13 protein-coding genes are annotated in these 16,662 nt (G+C 44.2%); 8 read left to right on the forward strand and 5 right to left on the reverse strand.

What is annotated here, in order from left to right; translation table 11 throughout:
* Positions 1 to 20: 20 nt before the first annotated feature.
* Entirely contained in the window at positions 21 to 551 is a 531-nt protein-coding gene (locus BLQ13_RS13100) for a hypothetical protein (RefSeq protein ID WP_090920307.1), read from the reverse strand.
* 206 nt (positions 552 to 757) lie between these two features.
* Here BLQ13_RS13100 and BLQ13_RS13105 point away from each other — a divergent pair, with 206 nt between their 5' ends.
* The gene (locus tag BLQ13_RS13105) at positions 758 to 1,426 is read left to right on the forward strand and encodes a Type 1 glutamine amidotransferase-like domain-containing protein (RefSeq protein WP_090920310.1); all 669 of its coding nucleotides are present in this window, start codon (positions 758 to 760) and stop codon (positions 1,424 to 1,426) included.
* Between the two features lie 27 nt (positions 1,427 to 1,453).
* Here the strand turns inward: BLQ13_RS13105 and BLQ13_RS13110 are convergent, their stop codons facing one another.
* Both BLQ13_RS13110 and BLQ13_RS13115 read right to left on the reverse strand, forming a co-directional pair.
* Positions 1,454 to 2,392 (reverse strand): FAD:protein FMN transferase, encoded by a 939-nt coding sequence (locus BLQ13_RS13110; RefSeq protein ID WP_090920313.1) that lies wholly within the window; start codon positions 2,390 to 2,392, stop codon positions 1,454 to 1,456.
* 12 nt (positions 2,393 to 2,404) lie between these two features.
* Positions 2,405 to 3,334, reverse strand: a complete 930-nt coding sequence (locus tag BLQ13_RS13115; RefSeq protein ID WP_090920316.1) for a LysR family transcriptional regulator — start codon at positions 3,332 to 3,334, stop codon at positions 2,405 to 2,407.
* A 181-nt stretch (positions 3,335 to 3,515) separates the two neighbouring features.
* Here BLQ13_RS13115 and BLQ13_RS13120 point away from each other — a divergent pair, with 181 nt between their 5' ends.
* The 5 genes from BLQ13_RS13120 to BLQ13_RS13140 all read left to right on the forward strand — a co-directional run bounded on the left by BLQ13_RS13120 (position 3,516) and on the right by BLQ13_RS13140 (position 10,597).
* Entirely contained in the window at positions 3,516 to 4,130 is a 615-nt protein-coding gene (locus BLQ13_RS13120; protein WP_090920319.1) for an NADPH-dependent FMN reductase, read from the forward strand.
* Positions 4,131 to 4,143: 13 nt separating this feature from the next.
* Positions 4,144 to 6,594, forward strand: a complete 2,451-nt coding sequence (locus BLQ13_RS13125; protein WP_090920321.1) for a flavocytochrome c — start codon at positions 4,144 to 4,146, stop codon at positions 6,592 to 6,594.
* 169 nt (positions 6,595 to 6,763) lie between these two features.
* Positions 6,764 to 8,281 carry a spore germination protein gene (locus BLQ13_RS13130; RefSeq protein WP_090920324.1) on the forward strand — a complete coding sequence of 506 codons (1,518 nt, stop codon included), beginning with the start codon at positions 6,764 to 6,766 and terminating at the stop codon, positions 8,279 to 8,281.
* Complete coding sequence (locus tag BLQ13_RS13135; protein WP_090920327.1) at positions 8,278 to 9,456, forward strand: Ger(x)C family spore germination protein; 1,179 nt, start codon at positions 8,278 to 8,280, stop codon at positions 9,454 to 9,456. Before BLQ13_RS13130 ends, BLQ13_RS13135 begins: the two co-directional genes overlap by 4 nt.
* Before the next feature lie 16 nt (positions 9,457 to 9,472).
* Complete coding sequence (locus BLQ13_RS13140) at positions 9,473 to 10,597, forward strand: GerAB/ArcD/ProY family transporter (RefSeq protein WP_090920330.1); 1,125 nt, start codon at positions 9,473 to 9,475, stop codon at positions 10,595 to 10,597.
* Positions 10,598 to 10,710: 113 nt separating this feature from the next.
* On the opposite strand, the gene BLQ13_RS13145 is transcribed toward BLQ13_RS13140, so the two are convergent.
* The gene (locus BLQ13_RS13145; protein WP_090920333.1) at positions 10,711 to 11,976 is read right to left on the reverse strand and encodes an MFS transporter; all 1,266 of its coding nucleotides are present in this window, start codon (positions 11,974 to 11,976) and stop codon (positions 10,711 to 10,713) included.
* Positions 11,976 to 12,626: a TetR/AcrR family transcriptional regulator gene (locus BLQ13_RS13150; RefSeq protein ID WP_090920336.1), complete on the reverse strand. Its 651-nt coding sequence runs from the start codon at positions 12,624 to 12,626 to the stop codon at positions 11,976 to 11,978. Before BLQ13_RS13150 ends, BLQ13_RS13145 begins: the two co-directional genes overlap by 1 nt.
* A 247-nt stretch (positions 12,627 to 12,873) precedes the next feature.
* Here BLQ13_RS13150 and fabD point away from each other — a divergent pair, with 247 nt between their 5' ends.
* Together fabD and BLQ13_RS13160 are read left to right on the forward strand one after the other, a co-directional pair.
* The gene (gene fabD, locus BLQ13_RS13155; protein ID WP_090920339.1) at positions 12,874 to 14,082 is read left to right on the forward strand and encodes an ACP S-malonyltransferase; all 1,209 of its coding nucleotides are present in this window, start codon (positions 12,874 to 12,876) and stop codon (positions 14,080 to 14,082) included.
* Positions 14,075 to 16,660 carry an AMP-binding protein gene (locus BLQ13_RS13160; RefSeq protein WP_090920342.1) on the forward strand — a complete coding sequence of 862 codons (2,586 nt, stop codon included), beginning with the start codon at positions 14,075 to 14,077 and terminating at the stop codon, positions 16,658 to 16,660. The genes fabD and BLQ13_RS13160 overlap by 8 nt, the downstream gene beginning before the upstream one ends.
* Positions 16,661 to 16,662: the final 2 nt, after the last annotated feature.

A 16,662-nucleotide genomic window follows, 5' to 3' on the forward strand; every position in this document is an offset into this window, starting at 1 on the left:
TACCAACGAGTTTTCATCCCTTATTCGGAGGTACGCGCTTTTTGCCTTGTTTCAATTAAAGTGAATACTTCATCCATGTCGAGAGAAAACATATTGCTTTCATTTGTTACTGGCTGGAAGTAGAATTCAAGTTTTTCTTTGCTGAACTGGTTCTCCAGTTCTGTCCACTGTTCCGTAGATAATAAGAGATATGCTAACGTGTCGTTGCCTAAAGACTCCATAAACCATCGAATCTGATATCGGGGAGCAATCATTTCCTGCATCGCCCGAATCGCGCTGTCTCGATCAGTCCGATCATCGGCGAACGGAATTGTATGCTTTCGATGGTTCGAACTTAACACAATATCAACGCCTCTCGGCTTGTCGATGTCGATGATCTCACACTTGATCTGATCGGATTCCGGCAGTTGACCGTTGAAGTATTGGATGATGTCCCCCTCGTCTTCTCTCCAATCAATCCAGATTAATGGCTCGTGCTCAAAAAATTGTTCAACGACGTCTTCATCAGAAGAATGTTGCAAGACATGGATAATTGGTTGTAGCGTACTCATGATCATCCCATCCCTTATTCGAAGTTTATATATACTCTATATTATCTTATAGGGTGGGCAGGTCTGAATAGGGCAACGGACATACTTCTTTTCGGAGATAGGACCATTTCTCATTATTTAATTCGATGCTATGCTAGTATGGAGTTATGTTTTTAGTTTTCTTAAGTATAGAGATAGGTCAATTATACATATGGAGGTAATACAGTTTGAACACTCACTACTATTTCAGTTGGTTTAATAATTTTTTTCCAGAGAAACTGGTCGAACGATTGCAAGAGGATATCACAGATAGAAAATCGCTTGTGATGATTAGCGCTAAGCCGTCTGATTATGAAGAAGAGCAAGTGAACTTTGAGGATATTACGGAATGGACCTGGTTAACTCAGGCTAACCTGATTTTTGATGAATATCACTTCATTGATTATCGTATGCAGAAAGAAGAGGCTCATCAGTTGATTCGGAACGCGTCTGTCATTTTTATGTGTGGAGGATATCCTGTTCAGCAGCATGAGTTTTTGGCGGAATATGAACTATCCGATATGATTAAGAACAGTAATGCCATTATCATCGGTGCAAGTGCAGGTGCATTAAATATGGCTGCAAAATGGATATCTTCGGCTGACGATACCCCTAAGGCTGAAACAACGACGATTTATGAGGGTTTGAGCTTTGATCATTTTGCCTATGAATCTCATTCTAGGCGCGACTATGGCGCTTTTGTTAAAGGATACCTGTTTCCACTATCTGAACAGATGAATGTGTATGCGGCAGAGCAGGAGAGTGCTATTCGTGTAAAGGATGGTAAGCTTGATATCTTAGGCCCTGTATATTTAATTTCCGGATCTAAGATCCAGAAATTGATTGAAACACTCTGAGAATCGCCTGAACAATCTCTTCATTTATTAACTGGATAGTGGCTGGATTCTTCCCCGTAGACTTTTGGTGTAGGCCATGTTTCCATCGGTCGTGATGACGGCGGCTTCAATATGTTTTATTCCGTTGACTCTATGAATAATGGAGGCCGCATCTAACCCGAATAATTCTGTCGTATAGATGTCACAGTCGAGTGATCTATCCGCAATAATGGTCAGCGAAGCGACATTACTTTCTATGGGATAACCTGTTTTGCTACTAAAGATATGATGGTACTTCTGTCCTTTCTTTTGTAAAACACGCTCGTATATGCCTGAGGTAACGACGGATTGCTCCCTGATACTGACGAGTGCTGCTGCGTTACCTCTGGGTAAAAAGGGATTCTGTATTCCCACCTTCCAGTGACTTGAACCGGAAGGGGAGTCCCCATGAACAAGCACATTTCCGCCCATATCGACCATAGCTGAGATTACTCCGTTTTTTTTGAACAGGGCCATCACCTGATCGGCAAAATAACCTTTAGCAATGGCTCCCAGGTCGATCTCCATCCCCTTTTTTAATAAATGCACGGTTTGTTGCTCATCATTGAGCTGTATATGTTCAGGGTTTAAGAGCGCCAGCACATTCTTAATCTCTGCATCCTCTGGCACATGTGCCTCACGGAAACCGATTCTCCACAATTTGATCAACGGGCCTATCGCAATATTTAAAAAAGAATCTTCCTCCAGGCTATGTTCTTTGCCTATCTTGATGAGATCATACAGCTCCCTGTCGACTTGAAGCGGTTGGGAGGCGGCTTCTTGTTTCAACATCGCGAGCTGTGAGTGATCACTGTTGGCGCTAAACACTTTCTCGTAACGGAACAGCATATTCTCTGCTTCCTGTGCGAGCTCTTCTGCATTCTCCCCCTCGATATATAGAGAGATTTTAGTTCCCATGAGAGGTATCATTTTCGTAAAAGATTTCATACAAACCTCCTCCTACACTGCACATTGTTGTCCATGATTCAGAAATGTATGGATAAGGTCATGATCCACACTAGACAGCTTTCTTTCGCTATGATGTGCTATAAAATAGTCAAGACTCATCTTATCAATCGGGATCGGATAGATGTTGTATTCCGAAGCAGACTCGTCAATTCGGACACTTTCGGGAATGATCGTCAGACCCATATTTTGTTTGGCAAGCTTCAACACTGTGTGAATTTCGTTGCTTTCCATCACGATGCTTGGTTGTATTTTGTGCACACTAAGTAATTGATCGATCTGTTTACGGACGGCAGAGCCTTTGGACGTTAAAACGAGTGGTTGTCCCAAAAGGGTGCTTATATCAATCGTGCCTTCCGGTATGATGGCAACGTTCTTCTGGTATAGCTCACAGCCTCGCGGAATAACAGCCCGGTAGCTGTGTTTGCCCCAACTAAAAGCATTTAGATTTGGAGAAATACTGCTCGAATTTTGTCCAATCCAATAATCCAATTCAACATTTTGCAGCCGTTTTTCATTTTTTTCAGGCAGATCCTCTACCAGATTAATCTTGTAAGCTGGATGAAGCTTTAAAAATGCAGGTAAAAAAAGAGGTGTCAAATAAGAACCCAGGCTCGGCAGAATTCCGATTCGTAAAACTTTATTGCCAATATCCGATGCATAGGAAATTTCCTTCATGAGCTTGGCATAGCTATGTTCGAGCGATGTTAAATACTGATAATAGATTTTTCCCTGTTCGGTTAATCGATATGGAAGCTTGTTGCGAGTGATCAGCTCACAATCCAACTGACTTTCGACTTTTTTGATGACCTTGGTCAGGTAGGGTTGAGAAATATAAAGGGATTGGGCAGCTTTGCTAAAATTGCTGTATTTCAAAAGGCTGTCGATGTAACACAAAATATCCTGTGATTCTAATTTAGACATGTCGCTCACCCTTTGTGAAAAAAATAACAAACTTTGAATTTGAGCTGATTATAACAAATTGGTTATCAAACTGCAATGAATAACTATTAGATCAATCTTCCATTCCTATGTTAGAGTTATGCCGAAAGATCGAGTCTGACTTTGACGAACATTATTTTCGAATGACAGAAAGGGGATTACCATGAATTATTTAGCTATCGTGGGTACCAATTCGGATGAATCAACGAACCGTACTCTGCTTCAATTTATGCAAAAGCATTTTGCAGATGAGGCTCAGATTGACTTGTTTGAAATTAAGGATCTACCTGCTTTTATTGAAAAAGATGAAATAGAAGATGCTGAAGTTGACATTCCAGAAAAGGTGCAGGACTTACTGGAGCAGATTTTTAACGCAAAGGGCGTCATTATTGCTACTCCGGAGTATGATCACGCGATCCCTGCTGTGCTCAAAAGTGCGCTGGAATGGATCAGTTATACTACTCAAACCTTGAAGGAAAAACCTGTTCTGATCGTAGGTGCATCACACGGCTCACTAGGTTCTTCCAGAGCGCAGGCGCATCTGAGACAGATTTTGGATTCACCTGAGCTTGGCGCGAGATTAATGCCTAGCAGCGAGTTTCTTTTGGGAAAATCGCAGAGTGCTTTTGATCATAGTGGCAGCCTGATCAGCGCAGAGAAAGTAGCGGAGCTTGAAGAGATTTTCAGGGAGTTTGTTTTGTTTGCGGAGATCACGACGGAACTGTTGTCCAAAAGAACGTTGAAGCAAAAAACGAAAAAATTTTCCTGGCAAGAGTAGGAGGCTGACTACAATGAAAATCATAGCAATCGTAGGCACTAATGCAAAGAAATCGTATAATCGCAAGCTGCTTCAGTTCATGCAAAAACAATTTGAGTCCAGAGCAGCCATTGAAATTCTCGATATTACAGATGTGCCGATGTTTAATCAATCCGACAACCAAACGAACAGTGCCATTATACAATCGTTTAATGAGAAAATTATAGCAAGTGATGGCGTCATAATTGCAACTCCAGAATACAATCATTCTATCCCTTCATCCCTTAAAAGCCTGCTCGAATGGCTCAGCTTTGAAATCCATCCGCTGGCTGGCAAACCCGTTATGATCATTGGTGCGTCACAGGGAACGCAAGGTTCATCTCGTGCCCAGTTGCATCTACGTCAAATTCTGGATGCACCGGGTGTTGAAGCGAATGTGATGCCAGGATACGAATTTTTGCTGGGCAGTGCACATAAAGCGTTTGACGAAGCAGGCAACCTGAACAGTGAAGGCACGATTGATTTCCTGGAGATTTGTTTCTTGCGCTTCCTCCGTTTTGCGAAAATATCCAATCAGCTCAACGAGGAAGAAGAGTTCACCTATAAACCGGGTGTGTATGAAGTCAATGCCATCGGTCACAGTGGGAATTTGCCGATGAAAGTGTCTTTTAGTGCAAACCGAATCGAGAGTATCGATATTGATGCAAAGGGGGAAACCGAGGGCATCGCCGATGTTGTTTTTGTAAGAATTCCGAATAAAATTATTGAAGGACAGACACTCAATGTGGATGCGCTCTCCGGTGCTTCTGAAACGAGCAATGCGGTCATCAACGGTGTTGCCAAAGCAGTTAAGCTTGCCGGCGTGAATCCGGATATTCTGAAAAGACGTGCAAAACCTGCCAGCAGCCAGATGAAAGATGATGAGGAATATACTTGTGACGTGGTCGTTGTAGGGGGAGGCGGTGCGGGTTTAAGTGCTGCTGCAACAGCTCTACAACACGGTGCAAGTGCGATTGTTCTGGAGAAATATCCAGCCGTAGGGGGCAACACGATCCGTTCGGGTGGTCCTGTTAATGCAGCTGATCCTCTATGGCAGCAACAGTTTAACGAAAATCCAGGTGAAAGACAGACCATTGAAAATTTATTAAGTACGGATGAGAGCTTAATTCATCCCGAATATATAGATGATTTCCAAGCTCTTAAAGAAGAGTTTACAGCATATCAGGAAAAGTTCGGAACACAAAAGGCTTATTTATTCGATTCCCCGCTACTTCACAGAATGCAAACGTATTTTGGGGGCAAACGAACGGATTTGAATGGCAATACGATCTATGGACAGTATGATTTGGTTAAAGTACTTACAGACCGTGCCCTGGAAAGTGTGCAATGGCTTGAAGATATCGGGGTCGAATATGATAAGAGCATCGTATTTGCTCCAGTGGGTGCCCTGTGGCGACGTGGTCATAAACCTGTCAAAAGTTATGGCTCTGCCTTTATCATCTCACTTAGTCAATATGTAGAAGAAAATGGCGGACAAATTATTACAGATACTCCGGTTAAACAGCTCATCATCGAAGATGGAAAAATAGCAGGTGTTATTGCAACTGGAGTTAACGGACAGAAAATCACGGTGCATGCGAAAGCGGTTGTGCTTGCTAGCGGCGGTTTTGGTGCAAATACACAGATGCTCAAGGAATATAACACGTACTGGAGCCACATCGATGATGATATCAAAACGACGAATTCCTACGCGATGACAGGGGATGGAATATCGCTTGGCAAGAGTGCAGGCGCGGCATTAACAGGCATGGGTTTCACACAAATGATGCCTGTAGCCGATCCAGAGACTGGCGAACTGTTCAGTGGACTGCAAGTACCACCTGAGAACTTTGTCATTGTTAACAAAAAAGGCGAGCGTTTCGTTAATGAATTTTCTGGACGGGATGTCTTGACTAAAGCGGCCATCGAACAGGGAAGTTTATTTTATCTAATCGCTGACGATGAGATTAAGAAAACCGCAGCGAATACCAGCCAGGAAAAGATAGATCGGCAAGTTGAAGCGGGGACTCTGTTTAAAGCCGATACGATTGAAGAACTGGCAGTGAAAGTGGGTATGGACCCTCAGGTTCTCAGAACAACGATAGATAAGTATAACTCCTATGTGGATGCAGGGTTTGATCCCGAATTCCATAAGGATACGTTTAGCTTAAAAGTCGAGAAAGCACCATTTTACGCCACGCCTAGAAAACCTGCCGTTCACCATACGATGGGTGGCATCAAGATTGATACGGAAACCCGTGTATTGAATGAGAACGGCCAGCCGATTGCTCATCTATATGCCGCTGGAGAAGTGGCAGGGGGTATTCACGCAGGTAACCGTTTGGGCGGTAATGCCCTGACAGACATCTTTACGTTTGGACGAATTGCGGGTAAAACGGCTGTTGAAGAAATGAATCATGTGTCTAATGTGAAAATAGAACGCTAGAGGTATAAATCCATCCGTAAACCACTTCATTTTGAAGTGGTTTATTTGCTGTTTTTGCACGCTAAAAGAATAAAAAATCCGATTGGGGAAAATATATCCTTACATTGAATTTTGCTACTAGCTGTACATTGAACGAATAAACTATTTTTCCTATTTAAGGAGCGTTCAGATGGCCGACGTTTTGGATTACCGAACGATGCCCTTCAGCACCGAGCTTTCGGAGAATGTGGACATTGTTCAAACGATATACAACCACTCCACAGATATCAAAACCAGAACATTTCCGCTTGCGGGCAGCAGAGAAGCGTTTATGTTGTTTATTGATGGCATGGTCAATGAATCGTTGCTTGATGTGCATGTATTGGCCCCGCTCCTGCAAGCGCGCGCAGACAATACACGTATTGATTTCGCATACATATGTTCCATAGTTAGCACAAGCCAGCTCACCGTCGTGACAAGCTTTGAGGAGCTGTTAAACCATATCGCAAACGGTTGTGTAGCATTGCTTGTAGATCAAATGCCATTCGGTATTGCCGTCGGGGTTGCTGGCTGGCAACAACGGGGTATAGAGGAGCCAGCAGCAGAATCAATTATCCGCGGTCCAAGGGAAGGTTTTACAGAAACACTTAGTGTAAACACTTCGATGCTACGCCGCAAAATTAAAGACCCTTCTCTAAAATTAGATCCGTTTCAGGTTGGGCGATATACAAAAACGTCGGTCCTTGTTGCTCATATTGACGGCATCGCTAACCATGCATTAGTTGAAGAGGTTCACAGCCGCATCAAGAGGATTGATATTGACGGTGTGCTGGAAAGTGGTTATATCGAGGGATTGATCGAGGATCACCCGTATTCTCCGTTCCCGCAGATTCAGGTTACAGAGCGACCAGATGTAGTCAGCGCTTCTCTCCTTGAAGGAAAAATCGGCATTATGGTGGATGGCACACCATTCTGTCTCATTGCTCCGACGACTTTCTTTGCGATGTTACAATCACCGGAAGACTATTACCAACGTTATATCATAAGCAGTTTCATTCGCTGGCTGCGATTTTTGTTCCTGATTATTTCGCTGGTGCTGCCTTCTCTTTACGTAGCCATTTTGACATTTCATCAGGAAATGGTGCCCACCTCATTGTTGCTTAGTATCGCGAAGTCACGGGAAGAGATTCCTTTTCCTGCGTTGATTGAAGCGTTGCTCATGGAGGTTTCGTTTGAAGCACTGCGAGAAGCTGGCGTACGTTTGCCCAAACAGGTGGGTTCCGCTGTCAGTATCGTCGGCGCGCTTGTTATTGGACAGGCAGCGACCTCAGCTGGTCTTGTTTCTTCCCCAATGGTTATGGTGGTTGCCATAACCGGTATCGCATCTTTTTTGCTGCCACAATACAGCGCGGGTATCGCTATTCGTCTGTTACGTTTTCCGATCATGTTTCTGTCAGGAATGTTTGGTCTGCTCGGTCTGATGCTTGGCGTTATCGCCATTATTATTCATCTATGTTCCTTACGTTCGCTCGGTGTTCCCTATCTGCAGCCCCTTGCGCCAATGAAGTGGAGTGAAATGCTCGACAGCTTCATGGTGTCACCAATATGGGCTAATCGCAAGAGACCCAGTTTGACAGGACGAAAAAACAAAATTCGGCAACCCTCCAATAACCGTCCGGATCAAGAGGATGAAGGAGCTACGCCATGAAGCTGTGGATACGTGCTATTTGTCTAATGTTGGCTGTCTTGTTATTGTGTCCGCTGCTGGCTGGATGTTGGGATCGCAAAGAGATCAATGATCTCGCGCTTGTAACGGGTGTAGCTATTGATAAGGCAAATGACAACGCGATTGAAGTCAGTGTTCAGATCTTTATCCCTCAAGGTTCAACACAGAGCAGTCAGTCTGGGGGAGAAGCAACGGGTGGAAGTGGCACAACGTTTGTACAATCCGCTCAAGGTGTTAATATAGCAGATGCCTTAGCCCAACTGCAGATGAAGTTTTCGCGTAAAATTTTCTGGGGGCATTCCGAAGTCTACTTATTTGGTGCAGAAAAAGTAGAACAGGGCTTAAAGGATGATCTAGACTTCCTCATGCGGGATTCCGAGCCGCGCGAGCGCGCTTTTACTTTTGTCACCAAGGGAAAGGCCAAAGAAGTATTAGAAAAACATTCGATTCTGGAACGAAATACTTCTGAGGTTTTACGTGAGATGGCCGTCAACAAAACGAGCATCAACTCGTCGATGGCCCATTTAATGGAGATGCTGGAGGATGAGAGTAGAGCGGCATTACTCCCTTGGGTCGAGATATTACAAGCTCCGGGTCAGGATGACCCATCCAAAGGCATTGGTTACATTAACGGAACCGCCATTTTGCATAATGATAAACTGGTCGGTGTAGCTGACAACCGGATTACTCGCGGCATTTTGTGGGCCGTAGATGAGATGAATAATGCGATTATTACGATTCGTCCAGAGCATTCGAAGGGGACCTTGTCGGTGCAGCTGTTGAGAAATCGATCCAAAATTATACCCATGTATAAAAATGGAGAATGGTCTATCAGGATCGATGTGGATTGCAAAAATCAGTTAATTCAGAACACAACGGAAACTAACATTGATCAGAGCATTGATAGCTTGGAGAATATTGAAAAACAGTTTGAAGAAAATATTGAAGAACGTATTCACCTGGCGGTGCACGAAGCCAAAACCAAATATAAAGCGGATATCTTTAATTTTGCTGGTGCATTTCACCGTAAATATCCTCGTCTTTGGAAAAAACACGAGAAGGATTGGGATGCTATTTTTCCGGAAATCAATATTACAGTAAACGCACAAGCGGATATTTTGCGTCCAGGCATGTTCAATACCCAACAGAAACAATAGGGAGAGGAGGAGCTACATGTACAAGGAAAAAATCAGTGGTAATCAGGTTTTTTGGCTGATTTCCACGATGCAAATTGGTATGACCATCCTGCTTACGATTAATCCGTCCATTGCTGTTGCCAAGCAGGATGCCTGGATTTCCATATTACTCTCCAGTATGTTTTCCGTAGGACTTGCCTATGTGCTGACACGTATAAGCATTATGTATCCCAATGAGTCTCTTATCAGCTATGCACCTAAAATTATGGGCAAGTTTCTAGGGCATGTGATTATTTTGATCTATGTATTATATTGGTTTACGGTGCTAGGGATTATCTTGCGACAGTACGGCGATTTTATGATTGGCACGATCCTTCAATTGACGCCAGTCATCATCCCTATTATCGGCATGCTTATTGTTGCGGCTTATGTAACGTATGCGGGTATCGAGGTCTTGGCTAGATGCAGCGAGGTACTGGGCCCTCTCATCTTGCTGGGTATTATGGTGCCCCTGCTCCTCAATATTTCTCAAATCCAGCTTGACAACCTGCAACCGATTATTATGGACAATACGTTTTCCGTGTTGCTTAAGGGAGCATTGCCAACAGCCTCATTCCTAGGCGATAATATATTGCTCATGATGATTCTCCCCTTTGTAGCTGATCCACGAAAAGGGGTGAGGGGTGCTCTTTTAGGTTCTGTTGTAGCTGGTCTCTTCACTTTACTTTCAGCGATGCAATGTATTGCTATCTTTGGTTATTCTACGGCATCCAGACAGACCTATCCGTTTCTTAATCTGGTACGTTTTATTTCCTTTGGTTTCCTGCAAAATCTCGATGCGATCGTCGTTGCGATCTGGATCATGGGGATTTTTATCAAGGTGTCTTTATATCTGTTTGCAGCATCTTACGGGACTGCCCAGTGGCTAGGGGTTAAACGTTGGCGGAGCTTCATCTTTATCGCATCTCCAATTGCCATCATACTATCTATGCTGCCACGGAACTTTGTGGATAGCTCTATTCTTTTTCCGAAGCTTGTAGCCGTACCATTTAACCTGCCCGTTGTTTTTATTCTACTTCCGCTGTTGTTGTGGATTGTGGCAATGATTCGTAAAAGGAAGAAAAAGCACTCTCGGAAGCAACAACCTGAGGCAACAAGCTGAGCCCGAAAAACGTTAAGAAAAATGCAGAGTAAATGGAGTTCCCCCTGAAATAATCATCGTGATGCTGTAGTGTATCCGATGGATTGCAGGGGGATTTGGTTTGGAAAATATGATTATGGTGTAGCCTGTTCAGCAGTTGCAGGTGCCGTGGTTTTGCGAACAAGTCCCGGAAGTGATCTCCAATAGAAGAAACTAACGGCGACTGTGCATATAGCGAGTGTCAGATGAAGCCATGTCACATTGATCCACACAGGGAAAGCCAAGCTGATCGTTCCGAGTGCCAGAGAATGGCCCAGCATCATAACGGGCTCAATGAGTGAATTCACACGTCCCATATTCTGAGGCGGAACAAGTTCCGGAAGCCAGCTACCAAGTGCAATGTTGATAGGAGCAATGGCGATCCCTGCCAGCAGAATAATAACGAAATAAAGCTCCACACGAGGTACGAGGCCCAATCCTGCCAGGAACAGGCTTGCTAAAAATAGACAAGTGATCAGAATGGGTGTTCTTGTGTAACGCCGAATCAGAATGGGACCCAAAATACTGCCGATCAAGAAACCAATCCCCATAAAGACAGTGACAAGGGATGAATGGACAACATACTGATCCGGGCTAAGTTTGTACTTCATTGAAAAGATTGGAAGGACGGAAAAAACTCCGTTAACTATACCAAAAAACATGAATCCACTAATTAAAATCAGCAGAAGCCGGTTATGTATAATATATTGAAGCCCCTGCCAGAAGTCTTTGATGACAAGAGAAAATCGCAGATCACGTACACGGTTTTTTCCGTTCGGCATGCGTGCCTGTTCGGGAAATTTGGCCCAGGCGAGAAGGAAACCAGATAACAGGAAGCTGCACAAGTCCACGATAATAGCTCCCTCGATACCAATGAAATGGTATGCCGTTGCTCCCAGACTCAGTCCAAAAAGCATAAATACACCTGAGATGATCTGAATAAGTCCAGATGCGTGAACGTACTGATCTTGACCGATGCTACCTTGGAGAAGTCCCATTTCGGCCGGTCCGAAAAACTTGGAAATGGAACTACGCAGAAAAAGAATCAGAAAGCACATAAACAACACGTCATAGTGAACAAAAAGTAGCAATAACAAGGTTAACAAAGCTCTGATCCAGTCACTGTATGTAGCAATATGTTTACGATCAAAACGGTCTGCGACGACTCCAACAATCCAGAAAACGGCTAAGGTTGGAAGGGAATACATAAGCTCTGCCATACTGGCCAAAGACGGCTGGTTACTGAAACGATCCACCATATAATAAGCGAACGCCATATTTCCAACGACATTTCCCAGCTGCGAAGTGAAGGTTGCCAGAAAGAGTTTCAAGAAAGTTGGATTACGGAAAAGTTCCTGCATTAGTTTTCCTCCGAATGGTCAGGTTCGTGAATCATTACGGGGTGTAACAGTGTTTTCAGATACGCGAGCAACGCCTCAAACTGCATGCTTGTTTTAGCCTTTTCGGTACCTACCGTGATGGAGTGTGTCATGATTCCTTCCTGATACGATGCAGCGAGTCTGGAAATGTCCGTCACGTCCATGTCAGTCGAGAATTCTCCTCGCTCTACGCCAATCCGAATTAAGGTTGCGAACTGTGCAACACCCGAATTGTAGCGCTCAATCAGTAAGTTCCGGCGTTCTTCATCGCGTGAGCCAATCAGAGAGTATTCATAGAAAGCAGATTGTAGTCCGGCATTTGGGAAACGAAGCAGATCCTCTAATTGCTGCGTATAGAGATCCTGGATAATTTTCCAGATGGATGACGAAGAGTGAATCAAGGTTTCGATGTGTTCTTTGTACCGCATATCTTGCCAATGAAGCAGTGCCTCGAAGATTTCTTCTTTGCTTTGATAATATAGATAGATCCAGCCTCTGCTCATACCGGCCTCTTCGACAATATCTTTTAGCGTTGTTGCCCCATAACCCTTGTATTCAAATGCACGTTTCGCTGCTTCAAGAATTAGCAAAGTCCTTAGTTCCTTCTGATCGTCGGATAACTTTGGAGACATTGGATCAATTCCTCCTTTTCTTAAAAATGAATCACGATTTATTATAATATAAATGACATGCAGTTCATTTTGCAATGGGTAAAAAAAATAAATTGATCTGTTTAAGGCAGTGTTGATATAATGTGTTCAAATGTAAAGAAATTGTATTATAATCCTTAAATTTCAATTATGATTAGACGATTAAATCATGTAACAACGTAAATTGAATATCGAATATTGTCGAATATCTGGTTCTGAGGGGGATGTTATGCACACGGCACTGCTGTTTCCAGGTCAGGGATCGCAATATATAGGTATGGGACAGGAGCTGTTTTCCAGTTCCATAGTAGCCAAAAGAACGTTTGAAGAGGCCTCGGAGATCTTGGGATACAGCGTATCGAACCTTTGTTTTCAAGGGAGTCTGGCAGAGTTAACCCGGACCGATTACGCACAGCCGTGTATTTTGACGGTTGGCATCGCTGCCTTTCGTGTGTTAATGGAGAGAATGGAACGTGAGCCAGTCTATTTGGCAGGGCACAGTCTTGGAGAAATTACGGCGCTTACTGCTTCGGGAGCATTACATTTTGCAGATGCCATTCGCCTTGTCCGTTTTAGAGGCATGTTGATGCGAGATGCCCAGAAGAATAAAGCAGGCTCCATGATGGCTATCCATGGGCTTACCCCTCAAGTCATTGAGAAGGAATGCCTTGAGCCTGAATATCGAGGCTTGGTGGTCATTTCCAATCTGAATTCCAGTCGCCAAACTGTCGTTTCTGGTCAAGTGAATGCGCTTACAAAGATAAAAGAACGCTTTATTGACTTAGGAGGTCATGTTACATCGCTCCAAGTGGGCGGTGCCTTCCACAGCCCATTCATGAAAAATACGGCCATGCAATTATATGATGAACTTGGTCGTATCCCTTTTCATTCCATGCGCTATTCCGTGCTTTCCAATGTTACAGCACTTCCTTATCCTTCTGTGACTTGCATCCCCTCTTTTCTGTCGGAACAAATGGTAGAAAGAGTCCGCTGGCAAGGATGTGTGCAATTCCTAATGGAGAGGCAGGTTTACAACCTGATTGAGGTTGGGCCAGGCAGCGTGTTAAGTAATATGCTGCGAAGAGAGAAGCTTGATGCATGTATGATCCAGTCTATAGACACAAAGGAGAATCTGCAGAAGCTGATAAAGGAGAGGATGCCTAAGGGGACGGGAGCAGTCTCCTATGCCCGTTATTTAAAGGCGGCACTTTGCGCCAAAAACTACAATATTCACGGGGAAACTTCGGATTATCTGGAAGAGGTCGCGGGGCCGTTTCGGGAACTGGAGCAGCTTGCTAGGGCAGGCGATGTTGCAGGCGGTAATGCTAAAGCACTCGAAGCGTTACATCACATTTTGGATTGTAAGATGACTCCTGCTTTACAACGGGGAGATATTCTCAGTCATATAGCTGAAGAAGGAGTGGTTCGGCATGTTTAGCACACTCAATGAGGCCCTGAATCATCACACTGTTCTGGAAGAGCGAGGGATCACCTTTATTGAAGGAGAATCCCAGAGCGAATTTTGCAGCTTTGCGGAGCTTTATCGGTCCTCAATGTCTGCCCTGCATCTTCTAAGGAAGAACGGAGTAAGTGAAGGATCTGAAGTGATTTTGCAGTTGGATAACACCCGTGAATTCCTCGTTATTTTCTGGGCATGCCTGCTGGGTGGGTTCATCCCTGTTCCATTGACGGTGAGTAAAAATGAAGAATCGATGGCCAAAACGTTACGTGTAACCGGTGTTCTGAACCGTCCCTTTATTGTAGCGGAATCGCGGCATGTGGAAGAACTTCGTGAGCATCTGTCCCGCATTCCAGATCGAAATTGTGATCTACTGAATATCCAGGATCTGATAAACCAGAACCTGGAACATCAAGAGCAACCTATTTCTGCCCACCCTGACGATGTTGCCTTTATTCAGTTTTCTTCGGGTACAACGGGAGAACCGAAAGGTGTGAAACTGACACATCGCAAACTTCTCGCGAACATTTATGATCTGGAAGAACGTTTGGGAGCCACCTCAGAAGATGCTTTTCTCAATTGGATGCCACTGACTCACGACCTCGGCATGATTATGTTCCATTTGCTCCCGCTGGTGGCCGGGTTGAATCAGTATCAGATGCCAACATGGCTTTTTATAAGACGGCCTGTTCTCTGGTTGCAAACCGCCAGCCACTTCAAGGCAACAATGCTCGCTTCGCCTAATTTCGGAATCAAGTATTTCTTAAACGCGTATCACAAAGCTGCGAACCAGCGCTCTTTTGATTGGAATTTAACTCCAATTAAAGCGATCGTGAACGGTGCAGAACCTATCGATGTGGACGCATGTCGACAATTTTTAGATGAGATGGCCGTTTTCGGACTTGACGGGAAATCGATGAAAATGGGATATGGCATGGCTGAAGCTTGTGTGGCGGTATGTATTCAGGAGCAGAACGAAGCGTTCACAACGTATTATGTCCGTAGAGATACTCTCAGTGTCGGGGACCAGGCTGTTTTTCTATCAAGTGAGGATGAAGCAGGGCTGGCACTCTCTGGAACGGGAACCCCCTTACGAAATAGTCAGGTGAGAATTTGTGATGATTCTGGTCGTACGCTCCCCAAGGGATATATCGGATATATTCAGATTAAGGGTGCGAATATTACAGACGGATACTATAACAATGAAGAAGCGACCAACAAACTTTTTACGCCGGACGAATGGGCTCATACAGGTGATCTGGGCTTTCTAATCCATAACCATCTGGTGTTTACGGGGAGAACCAAGGACATCATCATCATTAACGGCTCCAACTATTATCCCTATGATATTGAACGCATTGCAGAGGAATGTACGGATCTGAAGATCAAACGAATGATTGCTTGTGGAGTATATAACGAAGCTACAGGCACGGAAGAGGTTGTATTGTTTGTCTTGTACAGAGACAAGCTGGAAGAGTTCGGACGTCACGCGGATCAGATTCGCAGACATGTAAACCATGTGATGGGTATTCATCTAAGTGTTATTCTACCGATTTCCAAGATACATCAAACGACCAGCGGCAAGTTACAGCGTTATAAATATATTGAAAAATATAAAGAAGGAGCATTTCAGAAAGTCGAAGACGAACTAAGCAAGTGGCAGGAAATGCGGGAACAGAAAGCGCTGGTGCATAGACCTAAAGATGCGACGCAACAAGCGCTGTTTGAAATATGGAGCAAGCTGCTTGGCAAGAAATATTTCGGAGTCCATGACAGCTTTTTCGAGATAGGTGGGACTTCGATTCTCGTTATTCAGATGCTTGAGGAAGTAGACCTTTTATATCCAGATGTCATCACACTAACTGATATTTTTGCCTATCCTTCTGTGGAACAGCTCGCACAGCTGATTTCCAGTTCAGATGGATTGTCAAAAAAGGAGATACAGCTCCAAGCAGTCCAGTTGGAAGCGCCGTACTTCGAAGCGGAGTGGAGCGGAGCAGAGAATCAGTACCGTATGGTAATGTCCTCGTCGCAACGAGATCGATTCCAAACATTTTGTCACGAGTTGCAAGTTGCAGACGAAGCGGTATGGCTCGCCCTTTTTTCGAACGCTATTTATGAAATATCGACCGGATCTAAAGTGACTGTGCATACCATGATGGACGGCAAAGGCTGGATTGTGCCTTTTCACGTGGATTTTGCACAAGTTGAAAGTATAGAAGATTTGCTCGTCCTGGCTGGTGCGAAGAAAAAAGTGGGCGAAGCAGAAGTATACCACACGAGAGATATTGAAAGACATGTGACTCGCATTGAACCTGGGTATGTCCGCTGCCTGTTCGCACAAAAAGGGTGGTTGCATACAGAAGATGCCCTTCATAACGTATTTGACATGATCATGGAGTGGGAGGACTTAAAAGATACATCAGAGCTCTTTTTTCGCTACAACCCTTCCAGAATGAACGGGGTTCTTATGAAAGAGTTGTTCCAGACAGTCGCGGACTCCATTGAGTCTCTACTGAGTGTTGATAGGGTTACCAACATTTCGGTATCACAGTAAGT

It is taken from the genome of Paenibacillus polysaccharolyticus (assembly GCF_900102085.1).
GTDB lineage: Bacteria > Bacillota > Bacilli > Paenibacillales > Paenibacillaceae > Paenibacillus > Paenibacillus polysaccharolyticus.